This is a genomic window from Flavobacterium sp. PL02 (genome assembly GCF_035013205.1).
Lineage (GTDB): Bacteria > Bacteroidota > Bacteroidia > Flavobacteriales > Flavobacteriaceae > Flavobacterium.
Window position 1 is genome coordinate 33911 of record NZ_JAYGJP010000009.1, and the last position, 21540, is coordinate 55450.

General features: G+C 32.4%; 15 protein-coding genes. 3 read left to right on the forward strand and 12 right to left on the reverse strand.

The features are described 5' to 3' along the window. The first annotated feature begins 91 nt into the window (after window positions 1-91). Window positions 92-874: an alpha/beta hydrolase gene (locus SHI72_RS19610; protein WP_323491123.1), complete on the forward strand. Its 783-nt coding sequence runs from the start codon at window positions 92-94 to the stop codon at window positions 872-874. Here the strand turns inward: SHI72_RS19610 and SHI72_RS19615 are convergent. The 7 genes from SHI72_RS19615 to SHI72_RS19645 form a co-directional block, all read right to left on the reverse strand. Then, complete coding sequence (locus SHI72_RS19615; RefSeq protein ID WP_323491124.1) at window positions 871-1542, reverse strand: ATP-binding cassette domain-containing protein; 672 nt, start codon at window positions 1540-1542, stop codon at window positions 871-873. The genes SHI72_RS19610 and SHI72_RS19615 overlap by 4 nt on opposite strands. A gap of 295 nt (window positions 1543-1837) precedes the next feature. Continuing rightward, window positions 1838-4603 (reverse strand): PD-(D/E)XK nuclease family protein, encoded by a 2766-nt coding sequence (locus SHI72_RS19620; RefSeq protein ID WP_323491125.1) that lies wholly within the window; start codon window positions 4601-4603, stop codon window positions 1838-1840. A 64-nt stretch (window positions 4604-4667) separates the two neighbouring features. After that, window positions 4668-6119: an OmpA family protein gene (locus SHI72_RS19625; protein WP_323491126.1), complete on the reverse strand. Its 1452-nt coding sequence runs from the start codon at window positions 6117-6119 to the stop codon at window positions 4668-4670. 112 nt (window positions 6120-6231) lie between these two features. Further along, on the reverse strand, window positions 6232-7425 hold the full coding sequence (kbl, locus tag SHI72_RS19630) for a glycine C-acetyltransferase (RefSeq protein ID WP_039113135.1): 1194 nt from the start codon (window positions 7423-7425) through the stop codon (window positions 6232-6234). Between the two features lie 71 nt (window positions 7426-7496). Further along, on the reverse strand, window positions 7497-10655 hold the full coding sequence (locus SHI72_RS19635) for a UvrD-helicase domain-containing protein (RefSeq protein ID WP_323491127.1): 3159 nt from the start codon (window positions 10653-10655) through the stop codon (window positions 7497-7499). A gap of 85 nt (window positions 10656-10740) precedes the next feature. After that, the gene (locus tag SHI72_RS19640) at window positions 10741-11337 is read right to left on the reverse strand and encodes a lipoprotein signal peptidase (RefSeq protein WP_039113137.1); all 597 of its coding nucleotides are present in this window, start codon (window positions 11335-11337) and stop codon (window positions 10741-10743) included. A gap of 93 nt (window positions 11338-11430) precedes the next feature. After that, on the reverse strand, window positions 11431-11652 hold the full coding sequence (locus SHI72_RS19645) for a hypothetical protein (RefSeq protein ID WP_039113138.1): 222 nt from the start codon (window positions 11650-11652) through the stop codon (window positions 11431-11433). 174 nt (window positions 11653-11826) lie between these two features. Here SHI72_RS19645 and SHI72_RS19650 point away from each other — a divergent pair, with 174 nt between their 5' ends. Continuing rightward, window positions 11827-12183, forward strand: coding sequence for a roadblock/LC7 domain-containing protein (locus tag SHI72_RS19650; protein WP_323491128.1), 357 nt, complete (start codon window positions 11827-11829; stop codon window positions 12181-12183). A gap of 27 nt (window positions 12184-12210) precedes the next feature. Continuing rightward, window positions 12211-12591, forward strand: coding sequence for a hypothetical protein (locus SHI72_RS19655; protein ID WP_039113140.1), 381 nt, complete (start codon window positions 12211-12213; stop codon window positions 12589-12591). 146 nt (window positions 12592-12737) lie between these two features. Here SHI72_RS19655 and SHI72_RS19660 read toward each other — a convergent pair whose 3' ends face one another. The 5 genes from SHI72_RS19660 to recO all read right to left on the reverse strand — a co-directional run bounded on the left by SHI72_RS19660 (window position 12738) and on the right by recO (window position 21495). Beyond that, a complete protein-coding gene (locus SHI72_RS19660; RefSeq protein WP_082001802.1) occupies window positions 12738-13118 on the reverse strand; it encodes a TraR/DksA family transcriptional regulator in 381 nt (126 codons plus the stop codon). A gap of 7 nt (window positions 13119-13125) precedes the next feature. Beyond that, window positions 13126-16527 carry an isoleucine--tRNA ligase gene (gene ileS, locus SHI72_RS19665; protein WP_323491129.1) on the reverse strand — a complete coding sequence of 1134 codons (3402 nt, stop codon included), beginning with the start codon at window positions 16525-16527 and terminating at the stop codon, window positions 13126-13128. A gap of 261 nt (window positions 16528-16788) precedes the next feature. After that, on the reverse strand, window positions 16789-18708 hold the full coding sequence (locus SHI72_RS19670; RefSeq protein ID WP_323491130.1) for a hypothetical protein: 1920 nt from the start codon (window positions 18706-18708) through the stop codon (window positions 16789-16791). Window positions 18709-18764: 56 nt separating this feature from the next. After that, complete coding sequence (locus tag SHI72_RS19675; protein WP_039113144.1) at window positions 18765-20657, reverse strand: PQQ-binding-like beta-propeller repeat protein; 1893 nt, start codon at window positions 20655-20657, stop codon at window positions 18765-18767. Window positions 20658-20781: 124 nt separating this feature from the next. Next, window positions 20782-21495, reverse strand: a complete 714-nt coding sequence (gene recO, locus SHI72_RS19680) for a DNA repair protein RecO (protein WP_039117984.1) — start codon at window positions 21493-21495, stop codon at window positions 20782-20784. Window positions 21496-21540: the final 45 nt, after the last annotated feature.

Genomic DNA, 21540 nt, shown 5'->3' on the forward strand with positions numbered 1-21540 from the left:
ATTCATAAAATAAACGGCTTTCAGAAATGTTAGCCGTTTTGCTTTTCCTTACACAACAAACCGCTATTTTTGCAACATTAAATCTATCTCATTGAAAAATATTCTTTTTAAAAACACCAATATTTCTTATTCAGACACAGGAAAAGGAACCACAATAGTCCTACTTCATGGCTTTTTGGAAAACAAAATGATGTGGAACCACTATGTTGATGCATTCTCTAAAAATTACCGTGTTATTACTATTGATTTATTGGGTCATGGAAAGACCGAACCTCTAGGTTACGTTCACACCATGGAGGATAATGCCGACGTAGTTAATGAAGTTTTATCTCATCTCAATATTAATAAAGCTATTTTTATAGGACATTCTATGGGCGGATATGTTGCTTTGGCTTTCGCCGAATTATATACCGAAAAAGTAGAAGGGTTGGTTTTATTAAATTCTACATCTAAACCTGATAGTGCCGAACGAAAGCTAAATCGAAATCGAGCTATTAAAGCCGTTAAACAAAACTATGCTGCTTTTATAGGTTTAGCCATTGGAAATTTATTTAGCGAAAACAATAGAGAAAGACTTGCTACAAATATAGAACTCGTAAAAGAAGAAGCCTTAAAAACTCCACTTCAGGGGATAATTGCATCCTTAGAAGGAATGAAAATAAGAAAAGACAAGGAAATTATTTTACATACTAATCTTTTCCCGATGTTATTAATTTTAGGAGAAAAAGACCCTGTTTTAAATTATGAAGAGAGCATTCAGCAAATAGAAAATACAAATGTATCTCTCGTTACTTTTCCTGATGGACACATGAGTTCAATAGAGAATGAAACAGAATTAACTACTGTATTATTAGATTTTTTTAAAGGGATTTAAATCATCTCAGAACTTAAATACCCTTTTTCTATCAGTTCGTTTTTGTTATTTAGATGATTTAATTTTCCATCTTTGATTAAAACCAATCTTGTCGAAATGCTAATTACGTTTCTGTAATTATGGTCGGATATTATGATTCCTTTTTTAGACGAATTCATGATAATTAATTGATTTACCTTTTCAATCATTAAAGGAGATAATCCGCTATAAGGTTCATCGAGTAATACAAACTTTGAAGAATTTTCTAATACAAGTTTTATTTCGAGATAACGCAATTCGCCTCCTGATAAATGAGCAATCTTTTTGTCGGTTATTACCTGTATCATTTCATCATTACAAAACGAATCAATCCTTTCTTTTGCAATCGAAAGTCGAATTGCTTTTTTAACAGAAAAAACATTAGGAATAAAATTATCTTGACTCAAATAACTTATTTCACTCATTAATTCCCTGGTCTTGGTTTTCATATCTCCATCAATTCTTACAAACTTAAAATCTGCCGGTATAACTCCGAAAATAATTTTAAGAAAAGTAGATTTACCCGAGCCATTTCTTTCCAGAAGCCCAATAATATCATTTGTTTCGCATTGCAAATAAACATCGGAAAGAATTATTTTCTCACCAAAAGACTTTTTAACACTATCAATTTCTAAAATATGTCTTTTCAAAATAATCTATTTATTAGATTAAAAATGAGAATTCCAGATATTAGAAGAATAAAATTAAAGCACCAAGAATAAAACCAAAGAACACCCTTGGAAAGACCATTATTGAAATAAAATAAATATTCATTTTTAGAATTAATTTCTTTTACCGCTAAACTTATGGCAAAACCAAAACTCACAACCGAATAATTAAAGAGAAGCAATCCTCCAAAAAGTAAAGGCAAGATACTAACAGCCAGATTAATCGCTATTGTACCTTTAAAAAACTCAAAGGCATTCCCTAACTTCTTAATTATTCTCATAATATTTTCTCTTCAAAAGGAATTGTTATATCCAATATCTCATTGAGCAGCAACACGATTTGCTCCAAATAACTATGCATTATTTCATTGTTAATAATCATATTAACATCCTTTTCTTCTTTAAAGCCAAAAGGTAAAAACCCTGATTTTAAATTCTTAAAAGAAATGATTCCTGCTTCAATAGGCAATCCTTTGGCATTATTCTCGTACATAAAAGCATATGCCAAAACCTGAATAATTTTGTCGTTTTTTATATCTGCTGTAAGTCCGTCCCAATTCTTAAGAACAACATTTGCTTTTTCGACCTTACCAGTTTTATAATCAATAATTCTAAGTATTCCGTTACGTTGTTCAATTCTATCAACATTTCCTTTTATCAAAACAGGAAAAGGTAAACTTGGATGCGTTAATGTTCTTTCAAAAGTTTCTTCGATTGCCAAAATCTTAATCGCATCACCATCTTTAATACTATCAAGCTCAACTTTTAAGAAATTAGAAACATTACGCTTAGCAACTTCAAAAGCCAAAAGGTTACGTCCTTTTTTAATCTCTCCTTCTTTATAAACTACCTTAAACTGTTTCAATACTTCAGCATCTAATAACTTGAAACAATTAGCAATATCACTTTCTGAAATAAACTTTCCAATAAAAGGCTCGTAAAGCGCCTTCAGCGTTTCGTGAATAATAGTTCCTAACGTATTTAAAGCAATATTCTCTTCAACTTCTTCAACCTCACGAATTCGCAATATCTTTTGAAAATAAAATTGAATTGGGTTTCGAATATAACTCGTTAATGCCGATGGTGAGAATCCTGTAGTAGCTATTTCCTTCAATCGTGTCATTACAGCTTCAGATTTCGGAATAACCATTGGCTGATAAGCTGTTTCAGGCAAAACTGCATTATAAATTTCCTGAGTTAAATTATGTTTCGACTTTTTTTCGACCTCTAATTGTGTTATAAAACGACTTCTTTCTCCCGCATCAAGCCCTTCACTCTCTGTGTTATATAGTAAATAAATATTTTTAGCACGTTGCAATAAATGATAAAAATGAAACGTATAGATAGCATCTTTTTCTTTAAAAGTTGGCAAACCTAATTCGCGTTTTACATCATAAGGAATGAACGAATTCATAGATTTTCCTGCCGGAAATTTTCCTTCGTTCATAGAAGTGACAATAACGGTATCAAAATCTAAAACACGGCTCTCTAAAACTCCCATTATCTGTAAACCATTTAAAGGCTCTCCTTCAAATGAAACTTCAGCAACATCAATAACCTGCTTATAAATAGCATACAGCGTTTCTATCTTATCGATATGTCCATGTTGAGAGTAATAGTTAATTAATTTATTGATTACTTTAAAAATGGCAAAAACAAATGTCTTAGCTATTTTATCTTCTTCATTATCATTACTTAAATTCTCTTTTATTACAAGTAAGAGAGTAGAAATATTATTTAAAACAGCTACAGAACCTGAATCCCATTTCTGAAAAAGTAATAAAAATAAATCCGATGGATTTTCATTAAGTTCAATGATTTTAGAATGAGTAATAAAAGTATAATTATTCTGATTTATCTTTTTCACCAACTCTTTTACATTTGCAAAAGGTTCAACTAATGGATGAGTTAATATATCCAAAACATCTTTATAATAAAAAACATAAGATGCACCATTTCTAGACAATGCATTAGTATGCATTTTAAACAACTTTGCAATTAAAATTTGAGTTGGATTATTTTTACTAGAATAACCCATCGTAATATTTAAAGCACCAACTGTAGACGGCAAAGCATATAAAAGTGGAATCAATAAATTTTCATCTCCTAATACTACAGCAACTTTATCTAGCGAAGAACCTGGATTATTTGTAATTATTTCTTCAATTATACTACCTGTTATTTTAGCTTGCCCAATTGTTTTTGGCGTTCCAATAACTTGTATGTTTTTAGATTGAGAAAAATCATCAAATATCCACTCAAAATCATTTGCTTTATAATGTTTCCAGTCTTGTTTAAAACGTCGCACAAACAACCCTGCATCATGATATGGATCATTCAAGAATACTCTGTCAATATCCCAATATATCTTAGCCTGATCTGAAGCAATTAAATGTTGAATAATTTTTTCTTCCGCAGCATTTAAAGCATTAAATCCTGCAAAAACAAAATGTTTCCCCGGAACTGAATTTGTAAAGTGATTTATATTATTAACAGCCTCTCTATAAATCAATCCTTGATATCCGATTTGTTTATTCAACAAATGAGTATACAGCGATTCATAATAATTAGGTAGCAGTTTCCAGAAATCTATATAATTCTCTAATAATTGTGTTTTGTTTTCAACCTCAATTCCCCACTTTTTGATATCCTCAATGTCTTTAAGATAAGAAAGAACATGAGAAGGGTCTAGTAGATACCTGTCAATCTCGTTAAAATCTTGTAATAGTGTTTTTGCCCAGTTCGCAAACAGTTCAAAAGACTGCTGATTCTGTTTCTCTGTAACAGATAGGTAAACTTCATAAAACTCAAACAACAATTCAATCGAATCAATTGAACGCACAGAAGCTATATCTTGGATAAAGTCTTCTATACTAATTATTTTTGGGCTAATAACTGTACTGGTAATTTGTTTTTTTAAAGCTTCAATAAGAAAAATTTTAGCTCTTTTATTCGGCAACACAATTGTAGTTTCGGCTAATTTACCCGAATAGTTTTCAATAATAACCTTTGCAATCTTATCTAAAAAGTAAGTCTCTGTCATTGTATAAAAATAAAAAAAGCCATTCAATTAAGAATGGCTTTTTAAAATTATTTAGAAAAGTAAATTACAATTTACCTTCATATTTAGAACCTACGTGTCTAATTTCAGTTCTTCTGTTTTCAGCTCTTCCTTTAGCAGTTTTGTTACTTGCTACTGGTTGAGATGAACCGAATCCTTTAGCAGTTAAGTTTGCTGGATTAACACCTCTTGCGATTAATGCATTCATTACAGCATCAGCTCTTTCTTGAGATAATTTATCGTTAATTTTTGCAGAACCTGTACTATCTGTGTGTCCTTCAATGCTGAATTTAGCATTTGGATAATCTTTAAGGATTTCTTTGATAGCATCTAATCTAACTGGAGTTTGAGCATCACCTTTTTTGAAAGTAGCTTTTCCAGTGTCAAAGAATACCGCTCTAGCTTGAACTTTAAGATCATCTAATACAGCAGTAGTTACTTCTGGACAACCTCTGTTACTAGCTGGACCAGCTACAGTAGGACAATCATCATCTTTGTCAAGTACACCATCTTTATCAGCGTCTGGCCAAGGACATCCACCGTTTTCTTTAGGACCTGCTACAGTAGGACATTTGTCATCTTTATCAGCAATACCATCACCGTCAGCATCTGGACAACCTTTTAAAGCAGCTAAACCAAATACGTCTGGACAAGCGTCATCTTTATCAGCAACACCGTCTCCGTCTCTATCAGGACAACCGTTTAAAGCAGCTAAACCAAATTCAGTAGGACAAGCATCACTTGCGTCAACGATTCCGTCTCCGTCAGTATCAGGACATCCATTGAATTGTTTTAAACCAGCAACATCTGGACAAGCATCATCTTTATCGTAGATTCCGTCTCCGTCAGTATCTTTACCTCCGAATTTGAAAACGATACCAGCAGTGTGTTGGAAAACAGATCTGTCAGTAGCTTTAGTTTCGTTAGGAGAAACAGCCCATTTGTATTTTGTAGCAAGCTCAAGACCAATAGATTCAGTAAACCAAAAAGTTACTCCAGCACCTGGATTAACTGTACCAAAACTACTATCTCCGAAGAAAGTATAACCTCCACCTACAGTTAACGAAGGATCGATTACTTTAGATTTGATTAATTCTTGGAAGCTATATCTAATAGTAGCATCAATTCCATAATACATCAAATCACCAGGGTTACTTACAACATTTCCTCTTGAATCATGACCTGGAGCAGTTGGATTAAAAGTAACTAATTTATCAATTTTGTTCACAGAACCTTGCAATCCTACAGAAAAATTACTACCAACGTATCTAGATACACTAATATAAGATACAGAAGGAAGAATATTCCAGTTGTCTTTCACTGCGAATGGCTGAGAAAAGTGTTGATCAAAGAAACCGCTCCCTGCACCAGAACTGGTTCTAGTGTCAACGGCATTAACTCCAAAAGAGATCGCCCATGGATTGTTACTGTCTTGTGCGTGAGAAGTTAAACCCATCGCCATCATCACAGCAACTAAAAGTTTGTTAAGATGTTTCATACTTAATTTATTTAATTACAATTTAGTTAATTATAGACAAAAGTAATGCGTAAATTTTTAACTACAAAATGAAATGTTAAAAAAAAGCAATAAGAAGTGTAAAAAGTGGGAATTATACAACTTTTAACATTTTACCTACTTTAACAAAAGCCGCTAAGGCTCTGTCTAAATGGTCTTTCGTATGAGCTGCAGATAACTGTACTCTTATCCTTGCTTTTTCTTTAGGAACTACTGGAAAAAAGAACCCAATTACATAAATCCCTTCCTTTAGAAGCTCATTTGCCATATTTTGCGATAATTTTGCATCATATAACATAACTGGAACGATAGCCGAATCTCCATCTATTATATCAAAGCCTGCTTTCTTTAAACCTTCTTTAAAATAATTTGTATTCCACTCTAATCTATCTCTTAATACAGTATCTTTTTCTAAAAGCTCAAATACTTTAATCGAAGCTCCAACAATTGCAGGCGCTAATGAGTTTGAAAACAAATAAGGTCTTGATCTTTGGCGTAACAATTCTACAATCTCTTTTTTAGCAGTTGTATAGCCTCCCATAGCTCCACCTAAAGCTTTGCCAAGTGTTCCTGTAATAATATCAACCCTACCCATTACTCCTTTTGCCTCTAGAGTTCCTTTTCCTGTTGCTCCAATAAATCCAGCAGCATGACACTCATCAACCATAACCATAGCATCATATTTATCTGCTAAGTCACATATTTTATCCAATGGAGCTACAAGTCCATCCATAGAGAACACTCCATCAGTAACAATTAATTTAAAACGGGTTCCCGCAGCATTCGCTTTTATTAGCTGTTGCTCCAAGTCTTCCATATTACTATTTTCATAGCGATAACGAGCTGCTTTACACAAACGAACTCCATCTATAATAGAAGCATGATTTAAACTATCTGAAATAATCGCATCGTTCTCTCCTAATAAAGGTTCAAAAACACCACCATTAGCATCAAAAGCTGCTGCGTACAAAATTGTATCTTCTGTTCCGTAAAAATCAGCAATCTTTTTCTCTAATGTTTTATGAATATCTTGCGTACCACATATAAAACGTACAGATGACATTCCGAAACCATGTGTATCCATAGCGTCTTTTGCAGCTTGAACCACTTCTGGATGCGAAGACAATCCTAAATAATTATTGGCACAAAAATTCAAAACCTTCTCTCCTGTAGAAATTGTTATTTCAGCATCTTGAGCAGAAGTTATTATTCGTTCTTTTTTAAAAATTCCGTTTTCTTCAATAGTTTGCAATTCATTCTGCAAATGCTCTTTAATTTTTCCGTACATTTTTATTTATTTAATATGTTAAATTTTAACAAGTTATCCTGATTTTTTTCTTTAACGTCTGATTAATTTTTTCACAAATTTACTACAACGATATCGGTTCCTATATACACCAATGCTTTTTTTAACACTTTGAAACCCATATTTTCAATAGCATCCTGATATTCTTGTAACTGTTGTATGTATTTTGGATTACTCAAACCTGTTTTATAATCCAAAAGATAAGCTTCTCCTTTTGGAGTAATAACTACCCTATCAGGCTTCAATGTCTTTCCTGCTTTCTGGATTATTGTTTCCTCATTTAAAACCCTATTACCTTCCTCAAAACAAATACTGATTTCTGAATGATTTACAATTTCCTTAATCGTATTTAAAACTATCTCTTTTTGCTCAAATACAATTAACCCATCTTCTAATGCTTTTACAATCGCCAAATCAACATCTGATTTATATTTTACAAACGCTAAGATTTCATGAATCACATTCCCATAAGATATAGCTTCTTGCTGATGCGTTCCCCACATTAATGCTTCACGTTGCGCAATTTTAATATTTTTTGGATTTAAAACTTCCGAAACTAACGGAATCGTCTTGGTGAACGAAGAATGTTTATCTCCCGAAGATAATTTTACTGAATCTCCAAATTCATATTCCAATTTACTCTCATCATAAACCCCAAGATTAATCAAATACTTTATAAAAAAAGATGCCATATTACCTGGGAATTCTCCATCTTTTCTAGGCTTTATTTCCTGAGAAATAACATATAATTGCTCCTCAGCACGAGTCAAGGCAACATATAAAACATTTACATTATCTAGTAGCTCTTCTTGTTTTTTTGAATTAAAAACAACAGCGGCATCTTCTCCAAAACCAGCTACCGCACTACTATTATCTATTAACACTTTTGGCAATCCAAAGTCTGACTCCTCCGCATTTAACCATAACTTATCTTTTGGTTTTCGACTATAATCTTCTTCTGCAAAAGGCATAATTACCACTGGAAACTCTAATCCTTTTGATTTATGAATTGTCATTATACGAACAGCATTATTCCCCTCAGGAGACGGAATACTAAATTTTCCCGCATTCTTATCCCAATAACTTAAGAAATCCGAAATACCTGCTTGATTCCTAATGTCGCGCTCCAAAACTATATCAAGAAAATATTGCACATAGGCATTATTATATTCCAGACGCACAAATTTAGAAACGATAGTTTCAACGGCTTCATAAAGTGATTTCTTTCGAATATTTTCAAACGAAAGCGAAATATCAAATTGCTCTAACCATTTTTCAAAAGCAGCTTCATTTCTCTCAGCCATTCCTTCGGCTATAAAGTCATGAACAGGCCTTTTAATCTCAATATTCTTAGTTAAGAAATGTAAAAAATTAGCTTTAGCTTCTAAGTCAGCATTGTTATTCAAATACTTTAATAAATGAATAATCAATCGAACTTCGGTTGCATTCTGAATCATCAATGTTTCTGATGATAATAACGGAATATTTTGCTCCGTAAGATAATTTGCTACAGCGATACCCTGATCTCTTTTACGAGTCAAAATAACAATATCTTTATACTCAAACCCTTCACGCAGTACTTTCTGAATTGTATTTAAAGTTGCTAAAACATACAAATCAGTTTTCTCCAGAGCAGCATCTTCATCAATTTGTTCATTTTTATCAATAACCGGAAGAAACGAAATATTTACATAACCGCCTTTCTTTGCATTTGTCTTTTGATAACTATGATTCTCATATAAATCTTTATAATCTGCATTTTCAAACTCTGAAGAGATTAATTTAAAAAAGCCATTATTGAATTCAATAACCTCACTATAGCTTCTGTAATTAGTATCTAAATGTGTTATTTTCTTATCTGGATTATTAAACGGATTTAAATCCTTACTTAATTCAATAAACTGCTCCGCTTTTCCCCCTCTCCAACGATAAATAGATTGTTTCGGATCTCCCACAATCATCAAAGTTCCTTTTACTCCATAATCATCTTGCCCAGAAAGGGCATTATCGATTAGCGGAATTAAATTCTGCCATTGCATTTCGGAAGTATCCTGAAACTCATCAATAAAAAAATGACGGTATTTTTCTCCTAAACGTTCATAAATAAAAGGCGCAGGTTGATTTTGGATTTCGCGATGAATAATTGCATTGAACTCCGAAATAGACAAGACATTTTGTTCATTCTGAATCTTTTCTAACTCATTGCTTACTGTATTCAGCAATGACAATGGCGTAATATTTTTAAGAAACGCTTTGTAGAAATCTCTCTTTTCGAAATTTTTATAGATCTTATCCAGAATTTGAAGTAATTCTGGAATAATATTTTCTATTACGGCTTTGTCTTTGGCCGTTTTATTAATTGCAATATCATCAAACTCATGAAATGTTTTATTCTTGGGATTAAACTTCCCATCTCGAATACTTTCTAGATGATTCGGAAATGTTCCTCTTGAAAAAGATTTTAAATCGATTCCGTTTTTCTCAATTAACAAAAGAGCTTCAGTCGCAAAAACAGCATTTTCTTCCTCAAGATTTTTACACAAATCCTTTAGCTTATTTTTTATTTCGACAAACTCCCCAATTGACTTATCATGAAAATGAGTAATCTCATTTCGATTGTTTTCATTTAAGATTAACCTTCCTGTTTCAAGAATTTCACGAGAAACATCCCAACTTTTATCATCGTCGGTTTTCTCCATCGTAAAATCAATCAGCAACTTGGTCAAAGTTTCATCTTGTCCCGCTTGTGCAATAATTGCATCGACTGCCTCTATGAGTAAATTTTCTGTATCCAGAGTTACCTCAAAAGTCATAGGTAAATTTAAATCATGCGCAAAAGCACGAATAACCTTATGGGTAAATTTATCGATTGTAGAAATATCAAAAGCAGCATAATTATGAATAATATGCTTAATGATATTTTGTGATTTTGTTTTTAATTCAATGATTGAAAGGCCAGTTTCCCTCGCCAAATCCTCCATTAAATCTATCGCTTTCGCGGAAGGCTCTTCTTTGGCAAACTCAGATAAGCTACCTACAATTCGGCTTTTCATCTCATGAACTGCCTTATTTGTAAAAGTTATTGCAAGAATATTGCGATACGCATCATTTTTAGGAGCCGAAAGTATAATTTTAAGATATTCCTTAACTAGGGTATATGTCTTTCCTGAACCTGCGGATGCATCATATATAGAGAAGGAAGGTCTTTGCATTTTTTAATTTTTTCGAACTGTAAAAATAAAACATCCCGAGAACTATTCGGTTGCAAAAAACTAAAATTCTATAAAGTAAAATTAATTAGTGCTTATTAAATGCTTTTTTATTAAAAACAATTAAAATACCAACACCTGTAGAAATTGCCATATCGGCAAAATTAAAAATTGCATTAAAAAATTTAAATTGTTGTCCACCCCATATTGGCAACCAAGTTGGTAGATTTCCTTCCCAAATAGGAAAATACAACATATCTACTACTTTACCATGAAACCATGTTCCATAATGTTCTGGAGCAAATAGTGTTGCTAAGTTGTTATAACTATCATCGAATATTACACCATAAAAAACAGAGTCTATAATATTTCCTGCAGCTCCAGCCAAAATTAAAGCAATAGCAACAACTAAATATGTTGAGCTTTGTTTTTTAATAGAGTCATATAACCAGTACCCAATACCAAAAACAGCAAAAATCCTAAAAACGGTTAAAATCAATTTCCCGTATTCTCCTGGAATTTTTGTTCCCCAAGCCATTCCTTCATTCTCAATAAAAAGAATCTTAAACCACTTAAAAACCTCCACTTCTTCACTTAAAACGAAGTTGGTTTTTATATAAATTTTAGAAAGCTGATCAATAAGTAAAATAATGAAAATAAGTAAATACGCTTTTCGTAGTGACATTTTATAATTTTTTATTGGCGCAAAAGTAACAATTAAATCAAAAAAAACGCCCCCTTAGGAGCGTTAATTATTTCGTAACAAAATGTTTCATTATTATTTTCCGTTATTTCTAACTGGCTTAGATCCTTCAGAAAAAAAACTTGAGATTGAATTGAACAATCCTTTAGCTTCTTTTTTCCCATCTGTAGTCTTAACAATATTCCCCTGTGCCTTTTTTGCTTTGGCAACATTCAATTTAACCCTTATTTTATCAAATTCCTTTATTCTACTATCAACATCCGACTTCACATCTTTAAACTTCAACACTTTAGCCATAACGTTTTATCTTAAATTAATACTTACTTAATCCTCCATTCCTTTCTTACAATAATACGCAAAAATTTTATATTTTTTAAATAAATTAACGAGATAATACATGATAAAGCTATGATTTTTTAATTAAATTAGCTTAATCAATTATTTTTTAACAACTCCCCAAATCTCCACACAATGAATGAAATCACTTCCATGCTAAATGAGTTTTTAATTCAGACCAAATCAACATCGGCACTTATATCGGGTACAAAAGGAAAATTGATTACCTCTTTACACTTAGAATATAGTGACAGTGTTGCCGCAATGAGCGACGCAATCCTATCTATGAGCGACAAATTCCTTAATGACTTAGACAAAGGACTACTTAAACAATTATACCTTAAAACCACCAATGGAGTCGCTGTAATGAACAAAATAAACAATTCTCATAGCATCATCGTTTTCTCTAATGATGGTAGCAATCTCGGATTATTTCTGCGCAATATCGATGAACTAGCCAATCAGCTTAACAAAAACAGTCTTTTAAAATAATTAATAACCAATAAATCCCCAAAAATTATGAGCAACGACTTTTTAAATGTTTTTCTAACTGAAATGAAAACAAATGTGAATGGTTTTATAGCTGTAGCTGTAACCGAGATTGAAACAGGGCTTAGTTATGGTAATTTAAGCATAGATTCGGCATTTGATCCCGAATTAGCTTCTGCATATAACCTTGAAGTAGTTAAAGCTAAATTAAGCGCTGTAAAGGCCTTAAATTTAAAACAAGACATCGAGGATATCTTAATTACGCTTACCAATCAAATTCACATTATTGATATTTCACCAAATAATAAATTCATGGTTTATCTAGTCGCAGACTCTACAAAAGCCAACTTAGGAATGACAAGAGCTGTTTTAAGAAAATACAAAACTGATTTGGAAAAAAATCTAGCGTAACAGCATTACTTTCTTAATTAAAACTGTCTTGCACAAAGACAGTTTTAATTTAACTACTTCCTTTTTTACACTTAAATTACTTCTCTTCATTTTGATGCAAAAAAAACGCCCCTTAAATAGGAGCGCTTTATTATTTATTTAAAAAACTATCGTTGCAAGTTTTTTGCTTCAATACTCATTGTAGCATGAGGAACAATCTTTAATCTTTCTTTTCCGATTAACTTTCCTGTTACTTTGCACACTCCGTATGTTTTATTTTCTACACGAAATAACGCATTCTTTAAATCTCGAATAAACTTTTCTTGTCTGATAGCTAACTGTGAGTTTGCTTCTTTGGACATAGTTTCGCTTCCTTCTTCAAATGCTTTAAATGTTGGAGACGTATCATCTGTACCGTTATTTAAGTCATTCATGTAAGCACTTTTAATCAAGTCTAAATCTGCTTGCGCTTTTTGTATTTTACCCAAAATGATCTCTTTGAATTCAGCTAAATCAGCGTCAGAGTATCTTGTAATTTCATCTACCATTTTTATATTATTTTGAAATTAATATCATTGTTTTTATATCATCAAATTCAATTTCTATGCCGCTTTCTAATTCGTCTAAGAAAACCAAACTATCTGTTAATGTTTCAGACTTAATATAGTCTTCATTTTTAAGAATTGCAGTTTCTAATATACCGCTTCTCTTTATCTGTACTTTTATCTTATCAGTTACTTCAAATCCAGAATCTTTACGGATGTTTTGAATTCTATTAACCAATTCTCTTGCGATACCCTCATTTTTCAGCTCTTCCGTGATCGTAATATCAAGCGCAACTGTTATTCCGTTTGAATTTGCAACCAACCAACCTTCGATATCTTGTGATGTAATTTCGACATCTTCTAATGATAAAGTTACATTATTTCCTGCAATAACAATATCTAACGAACCTTCCTTGTCTAACTGACTGATTTGCTGCGCCGTAAAAGACTGTATCTCTTTGGAAATCAAGCCCATATCTTTACCAAATCGAGGTCCTAATACTTTAAAATTAGGCTTAATTTGTTTTACCAAAATACCCGAAGCATCATCTAAAAGAACGATTTCTTTCACGTTAACTTCTGCTTTTACAAGCTCTGAAACTGCCTCAATTTCACTACGTTGATTATCGTCAAGTACTGGAATCATTACCTTTTGCAACGGTTGACGTACCTTAATCATTTCCTTCTTACGAAGTGATAAAACAAGTGATGAGATAGTCTGCGCTTTCTGCATTTTGCTTTCTAACGTTTTATTAACAAAGTTTTCAACGTATTTTGGAAACTCTGCCAAATGTACACTGTCATAATTTTCTGACTGTGTTGAAGTTGTTAAGTCTCTGTAAAGCTTATCCATAAAAAATGGAGCAATTGGAGCACTTAGTTTACTTATAGTTAACAAACAAGTATAAAGTGTTTGATATGCTGCTATTTTATCATGCGCGTACTCTCCTTTCCAAAAACGACGACGACATAAACGAACATACCAATTGCTTAAATTCTCTTGTACAAAGTCTGAAATTGCACGAGCAGCTCTTGTTGGCTCATAATCGGCATAAAAGCCATCAACTTCTTTGATAAGTGTATTTAATTCAGAAATAATCCACTGATCAATTTCTGGTCTTTCGTTTATCGGAATTTCTGCTTCAGCATATTTAAACCCATCGATGTTTGCATACAACGAAAAGAATGAATAGGTGTTATATAATGTTCCGAAGAATTTACGACGAACCTCAGCAATTCCCTCAAGGTCAAATTTTAAATTATCCCAAGGATTTGCATTCATAATCATATACCAACGTGTGGCATCAGGACCGTATTCTGCAATGGTTTTAAAAGGATCAATTGTATTTCCTTTACTCTTAGACATTTTTATTCCATTTTTGTCTAAAACCAAACCATTTGAAACCACATTTTTATAAGCTACTTTATCAAAAACTAAAGTTCCGATTGCGTGAAGCGTATAAAACCATCCACGAGTCTGATCGACACCTTCAGCAATAAAATCAGCTGGAAAATCTTTATTCTCGTCAATTTTATCTTTATTCTCAAAAGGATAATGCCATTGTGCGTAAGGCATTGCCCCTGAATCAAACCAAACATCAATTAAATCGCTTTCACGTTTCATTGGCTGGCCTGAAGCCGAAACTAAAGTTATTTGATCGACTACATTTTTATGCAAATCGATTAAATCATAATTAGATTCAGACATATTTCCGATTTCAAATCCTTTAAACGGATTTTCTTTTTGAAAACCTGCTTCGATAGATTTCTCAATCGCATTGTACAATTCTTCAACAGAACCAATAAGAATTTCTTCTTTTTTATCTTCAGTTCTCCAAATTGGCAACGGAATACCCCAATATCTAGAACGAGATAAGTTCCAGTCATTGGCATTTTTAAGCCAATTTCCAAAACGTCCTTCACCAGTAGACTTAGGCTTCCAATTGATAGTTTCGTTCAGGTCGAACATTCTATCTTTTACATCGGTTACTTTAATGAACCAAGAATCTAGTGGATAATATAATAACGGCTCATCAGTTCTCCAGCTATGTGGATAACTGTGGACATATTTCTCTACCTTAAAGGCTTTATTTTCTTCTTTTAATCGAATAGCAATTTCAACATCTACAGAACGCTCTGGCGCCTGACCTGCATCATAATATTCGTTTTTTACGTATTTACCAGCAAGTTCACCTAAATGCGAAGTGAATTTTCCTTGTAAATCCACCAAAGGAACTGCAGTTCCGGTTTCGTCAAGAACCAACATTGGCGGTACTTCAGGCTTAGCCTCTTTTGCTACTTTAGCATCATCAGCACCAAAAGTTGGAGCGGTATGTACAATACCCGTTCCGTCTTCAGTAGTAACAAAATCTCCTGCTATTACTCTAAATGCATTTTCAGCATTTTGATATGGCAATACATATGGTAATAATTGTTCGTAACGAATCTCAACCAAATCAGCTCCTTTCGCTTCCGCTAAAATTTTATACGGAAGTTTTTTGTCACCTTCTTTTACATTGCCGAAATCGGCATCATCTTCGCTTGCAAAAAATCCTTTTCCGAATTGTTTTCCAACTAAATTTTTAGCCAAAACAACATTTACAGGCTCAAAAGTATATTGATTGAAAGTTTTTACCAAAACGTAGTCAATTCTTGGACCAACTGTTAAAGCTGTATTCGATGGTAATGTCCATGGAGTTGTCGTCCAGGCCAAGATGTGGATATCTCCAAAACCTTGTAAAAACGAAGGCAATGTTTCTGGCAATGTTTTAAATTGTGCTACAATTGTAGTATCTGTAACATCTCTATAAGCTCCAGGCTGATTTACTTCGTGAGAAGACAATCCTGTTCCTGCTTTTGGAGAATAAGGCTGAATAGTATATCCTTTGTACAACAAACCTTTATCGTAAATTTGTTTCAAAAGCCACCAAACAGACTCCATATATTTTGGTTTATAAGTTACATATGGATCTTCCATATCTACCCAATATCCCATTTTTTCGGTTAAGTCATTCCATACGTCGGTATAACGCATTACGGTTTTTTTACACGCTTCGTTATATTCTTCGATAGAAATTGTTTTACCAATATCTTCTTTTGTAATTCCTAGTTCTTTTTCGGTACCTAACTCAACAGGCAATCCGTGAGTATCCCAGCCAGCTTTTCTTTTTACCTGAAAACCTTTTTGAGTTTTATATCTGCAAAAAATATCTTTAATCGCACGTGCCATCACGTGGTGAATTCCTGGTAATCCATTTGCCGAAGGAGGACCTTCGAAAAATACGTAAGGCACTGCACCTTCGCGAGTAGTTACACTCTTTTCAAATATATTTTCTTTCTTCCAAAAGTCAAGTACTTCAGACGCTACAGTAGGCAAGTCAAGTCCTTTGTATTCAGTAAATTTTGTGCTCATTTTATCCTTTTCTTAAATCGAAGTGCGAAAGTAAGGAATTTTGATTTTTTTAGCCACCAATTCACTAATTAAATTTGTTAATACATTTATAATTCCGCATTTATCAAAAAATAGTTATTGATTTAAACAGAAATATTTTCTCAAAAACTGAAAACCCTAAGGATTCAATCTTCAAGAAAATATTTCTTAGTGTCTACAAAAGTGAAAATATAACAGTCTTTTATTAGCAAAAAAGACGGTCGTCATTAATAGTATTAATCTTTATTTAAAACTTCCGAAATAAACTTCTTTCATAAAAATTCTATTACCAAAAACGGCATTTACTTCCACTTTTTCGCGGTTTTCCTGATAGGAAGTATCTCCGTAAAAATCTTCAATTTCATAATTGATTTTATGCGGAATTTTTCCTGAATTTAAAGCTGTTATAGGGCGATAATCTTTGAAAAGCTTTCGCTCAAAAAAACTTTTATTTCCATCATCAAATTCTGTTCTTTCCGTTGCAACAATCGAAAAATCTTCTTTATCAATAAAAAGATGATAATCTGTTTTAGGAATGGTTCTATTACTTGTGTTCAATGTTTTTTCGAAATAATTAAAGTGATAACACCATTTTCCGTCAACCATTTCATCTTGCAATAGCTCCAGTTTATTCCATAAATCAAGTCTAAAAGCAGTTAAGAAATTCACAGGGTCCAAATTTGCAGAAAGATTACTATACTTGTAAATTGGTAATTTTGCCCATTTGGCTTCCACTCCGCTTTCGCGATCACTATGACTCCATGCTTCTGGTCCATTTACGATTTCATAATAGGTTTCCGGCATTTTCTTTTTCAAAAGATAATTTGTCGTTGTCGCCCATCTTTCTTCGGTGTGAGGTATATTACTTTCTTCTAAAGTTAACTTAGACACCAAATGTGTTTTCTCTACTTTTTTCAGAATATTGCTTCCACCAAGATTAGCGATAATCTTCGCTAACAAATCTGGATTAGATTGATATGCAATAGAATCAAGCATATTTTCTCGTTGAATTTTACTTTTTTCTAAGGCTGCCGCTCTATTTTCTTTTTCGATATTCCAATCAGCTTCCTGACGGTCGATTTTTTCAAAAAAAGCTAATCTCAACTCTTCTTTTTCTTCGGCAATTTTTAAACCTAATTTTTTAAGCTCTGCAAAACGAGGTGTATGGCTTCTTATTTTTTTATCTGCAAAATAACCATTATTAACTCTTTCGATAATTGTAGATCCTCTCGAATCTTGTTTATCATTTTCAATTAATAAATTAGCATATTTCAGGGCTTTTTCTTTATTCTCAAGTAAAAAATAAGTTTCAGCCAAATTGTTGGTGACAATAAAACGAATATCTTCATTTGCCGGAGAAAGTGGGTATTTTACCAACAGACTTTCTAAATACTGCAAATGTGGCGTTAGTAATTTCTCGTCTAAACCTTTCTCAAGAGTTACTTTCTCCAGCTGAGCTGTAATTTCTGTCTCGAAAGCAAGCATTTGTGCGTATTCTGAATGTCCTTTTGAAGTTACAAACTCAAATTTTTCCTTTACTACACTAGTTGAATATCCAAATTTATAATTTAAAAAATCCTGAATTCTTATTGCCGCTTTGTAAACAACATTATCAAATCCAAGCCCTACATCACTGTAATCTGAGTTCTTTACAGCTGTCTTTACTTTTTTATCCTGTTCTGAGGCTACAACTTTCAAAGCACCCATACTATTTCCCACACTTACCGAATAAGAATCTGAACCTCCAAAATCCTTAGTCAATATAATTTTATCGCCAAGCTTAACATCCAATTTTACATTATTTATATAATTAGAGTGCGCATTATAAGTCCAACGATTTTTTTCCTTATCATACACACTATCTATTTGAGTGTCTGTATATCTGGGCATCGCAAAGGTTAAATAAAGCTTAAGTTTTCCGTTTACAGGATCTTTTATAAATCCATCAATATTAAAAAAATCCTTCTTTAAATTAGATTCTTCTTCCTGCAGCGATTTATCCATTTGATAAAAAGCCGTTTGCGTTAATACATTATCAAGAGCTGGAAATTCAGAATATCTAATTATCGGAATTTTAAATTTCTTTGTTTTTGAGCTTATTTTTTCTTGTGCCTGAATTGATCCAATTACAAGCAAAGCCACTAAGAGTAATATTTTTTTCATAGGCAAAAAAAAAGCCACCAGAAATAAATTCTGATGGCTTTGGGTTTTTATTTTTCTTATTTTTTATTAAAGATCTGAATAGATTTATCCGAAACATAAAAAATGTTTTGTGTTGCAGGATCTACTTCATAAACCGGTTTGTTGTTTGTGAAAATAATTTTATCAACCTCAACACCGTCTATTTTACTCACTTTTACAAGAATTTTTTCTCCTGTTTCTGCTTTTGCAAAAATATAAGAGTAATCTCTATTTTGTTTCATTGCATTAAAACGAGAATTAAATTTAGCTGCTACAATACCAAGAGCTACAGATCCGGCTGCATAAGCATTTGCCTGATCCTTATTCGTTTGATCTTCTGCCTTCACAACTGTAGTTCTCATATTTCCGCCAGAATCACGATATGTCATGGTTACTTCTGAACCTTTAAAATCACTTACTCCTGCAGCAACTCCTAAACCGATACTTCCTACAATAGCAGCACTTTTTAGAAGGCGTCTTGTTGACTCTCCTGGTTGTGTATAAGTAAGGTGATATTTGATTGTACCATCCATATTAACTCCCATTACCTCAACTGGTCCTGAAAGCACAACTCCCCAAGGAAATAATTCGATGCTGTTTAAGTCTTTTTCTTTTTTGATATTTACTTTAGCAAAAGGCTCTGGTTTGTCTTTAATACTTGGATCAAATTTATATAACTTCTCATCATTATATACTAAGTACGAGTTTGTAGCTTCATCATAAGTTGGTAAGACTGGGCGGTTTTTATCAAAGTTGATGTTACGTTTCCAAAGTTTAACTCCGGTCTTATAATCAACCATGTTTCCATAAGTACCTGTAAGATACATTACTTTTTCGCCTACTTTACCTAAATAATAAATTGGATCTTCTTTATCATCTGAAATTTCAATAAATTTTTTCCAAAGTTTTTCTCCGTCTTTGTTAATCAGCATCATTTCATTCTCAGCAACGTATAAGAAATCCTGATCAATAGGAATTACTCTTTTCAAACCATCTCCACGAGCATCTTTTTTCCAGATTTTCTCACCTGTTTTTAAATCAAAAAAGTTAAAACCACTATAGTGAGCTACTAACAATTTTGTTCCCCAATCTTCAAGATAAACAACTCTCTTTGTTTTGATTGATTCTTTCCAGATACTTTTTCCGTTTTCTGTATTCAAAACATTCAAATATTGTTTATTCGAAAAAGTTCCAGTGTTGTTTACTACAACAATATTTTTATCATTTTGTGTCAGGAAGAATTTTGAATAATCTTCTTCACCTTTCCAGTTTAACTTTCCGGTAGCTCTGTCAAAAGAATATAATTTTCCGTACAGCAAATAATAAATTACTGATCCGTGTACTTTAGCAACGTTTGTATTTACTGATTCTCTAAAAGAGAAGCTAAATAATGATTTTGCTTTATCTACAGTAGTATTCCATTTTAATTCGCCAGTCGTCATATCCAATAATGCAATTGCCATGTCGCCATCTTTTTTCAAAGTAAGCAAATACTCATTTGTCTCAGGAATAAAATCTGATTGTGTTACCCAAAAAGATTCTTTTGAAGAGTTGTAAACCACTTTACCAGTATCAGTATTGATGATAATGTACTTGTTATTGATGTAAGCTTCAACATAAGGACTTCCGGCAACGGTAGTTAAAGCACTTTTATCATCAAAAAGCTTTGTAAGATCGGTATCACCTATGATAGTCAATGCTGATTTACCTCCAAAATCATCTTTGGTCAAAGTCCATACAACTTTTTTAGTTTCAGGATCTAAACCTTTTATTGTTCCTCCTTCATTAAAAACAACAATTCCTGTAATTCCATTTTGTACCATATCTTGTACGGTATTCTCTGTGTTAACTATTTCGTCATATTTCCTTTGGGAAATAGCCGAAAAGCTGACTAATAAAAGTAAAATAATCGAAAACGTAATTTTCTTCATGTTTGGTTTTTTAAAATTTTATAGTTAAGAATGAATAATGTTCTTGAAATTAATTATAAAAGATTGAAAACTTCAAAATTTTATAAAAATTACAGCGCAAATATATAAAAATAGGATTCGATTTTTAAGAAAATATTTCTTTCAAAACCTCTAGTGATTTCGGCCTTTTAAAACCATCTAAATGAAAACTATAATAGTCTATTAAGATTTTCAGGAGTAGTTGTCGTTCAATAACATGAAAAACTTTTTGATCATTATCAAACTTCAAATCTATTAGCTTTTTGAACAAATTAGTTTCATGTTCGGTTAGGGCACTTAACCCATGAAAAAGAGTAAAAACACCTTCATTCATTTCGAAAAACGGCAGATCGGCATCAGAAACATCGGGATAGAAGCCTAGGTACTTAGTAGTTTCTAACATCAAAATAAGATGGAAATTGGTAATTTCATCATGTTGATCCAACCAAAACAAAGCTGTTTCTAAAAAAATAAAAAGTGATTCATTCTTTTCTTCTTCCTGAATTGAATAATGCAGAATCTCGGATAAGAACATGACAATCGTACTTTTTACAATGTCGGTATGAATGGTCTGAAAAGGAGTTCCAATTTTTATTTCCTTGAAATTTTCTAATGTCCCTTTATTTTTATGTACAGCCTCAATCTCAAGAATAGTTAATGGCTGAAAATAGGCTATTTTCTGACTGGATTTACGAGTTGAAAAAGCATCTCTAACAAAATAAGTTTTCAATCCATGCGAAAGCGTAAAACACTTGGCAATCAAGCTTTTTTCTTGGAATTTTATAGCTGAAATGACAATTGCTTTGGTTTTAACTTGCAAAATAGACTTCTTAGATTATTTAGACTTGCTTAGACTTCTTAGATT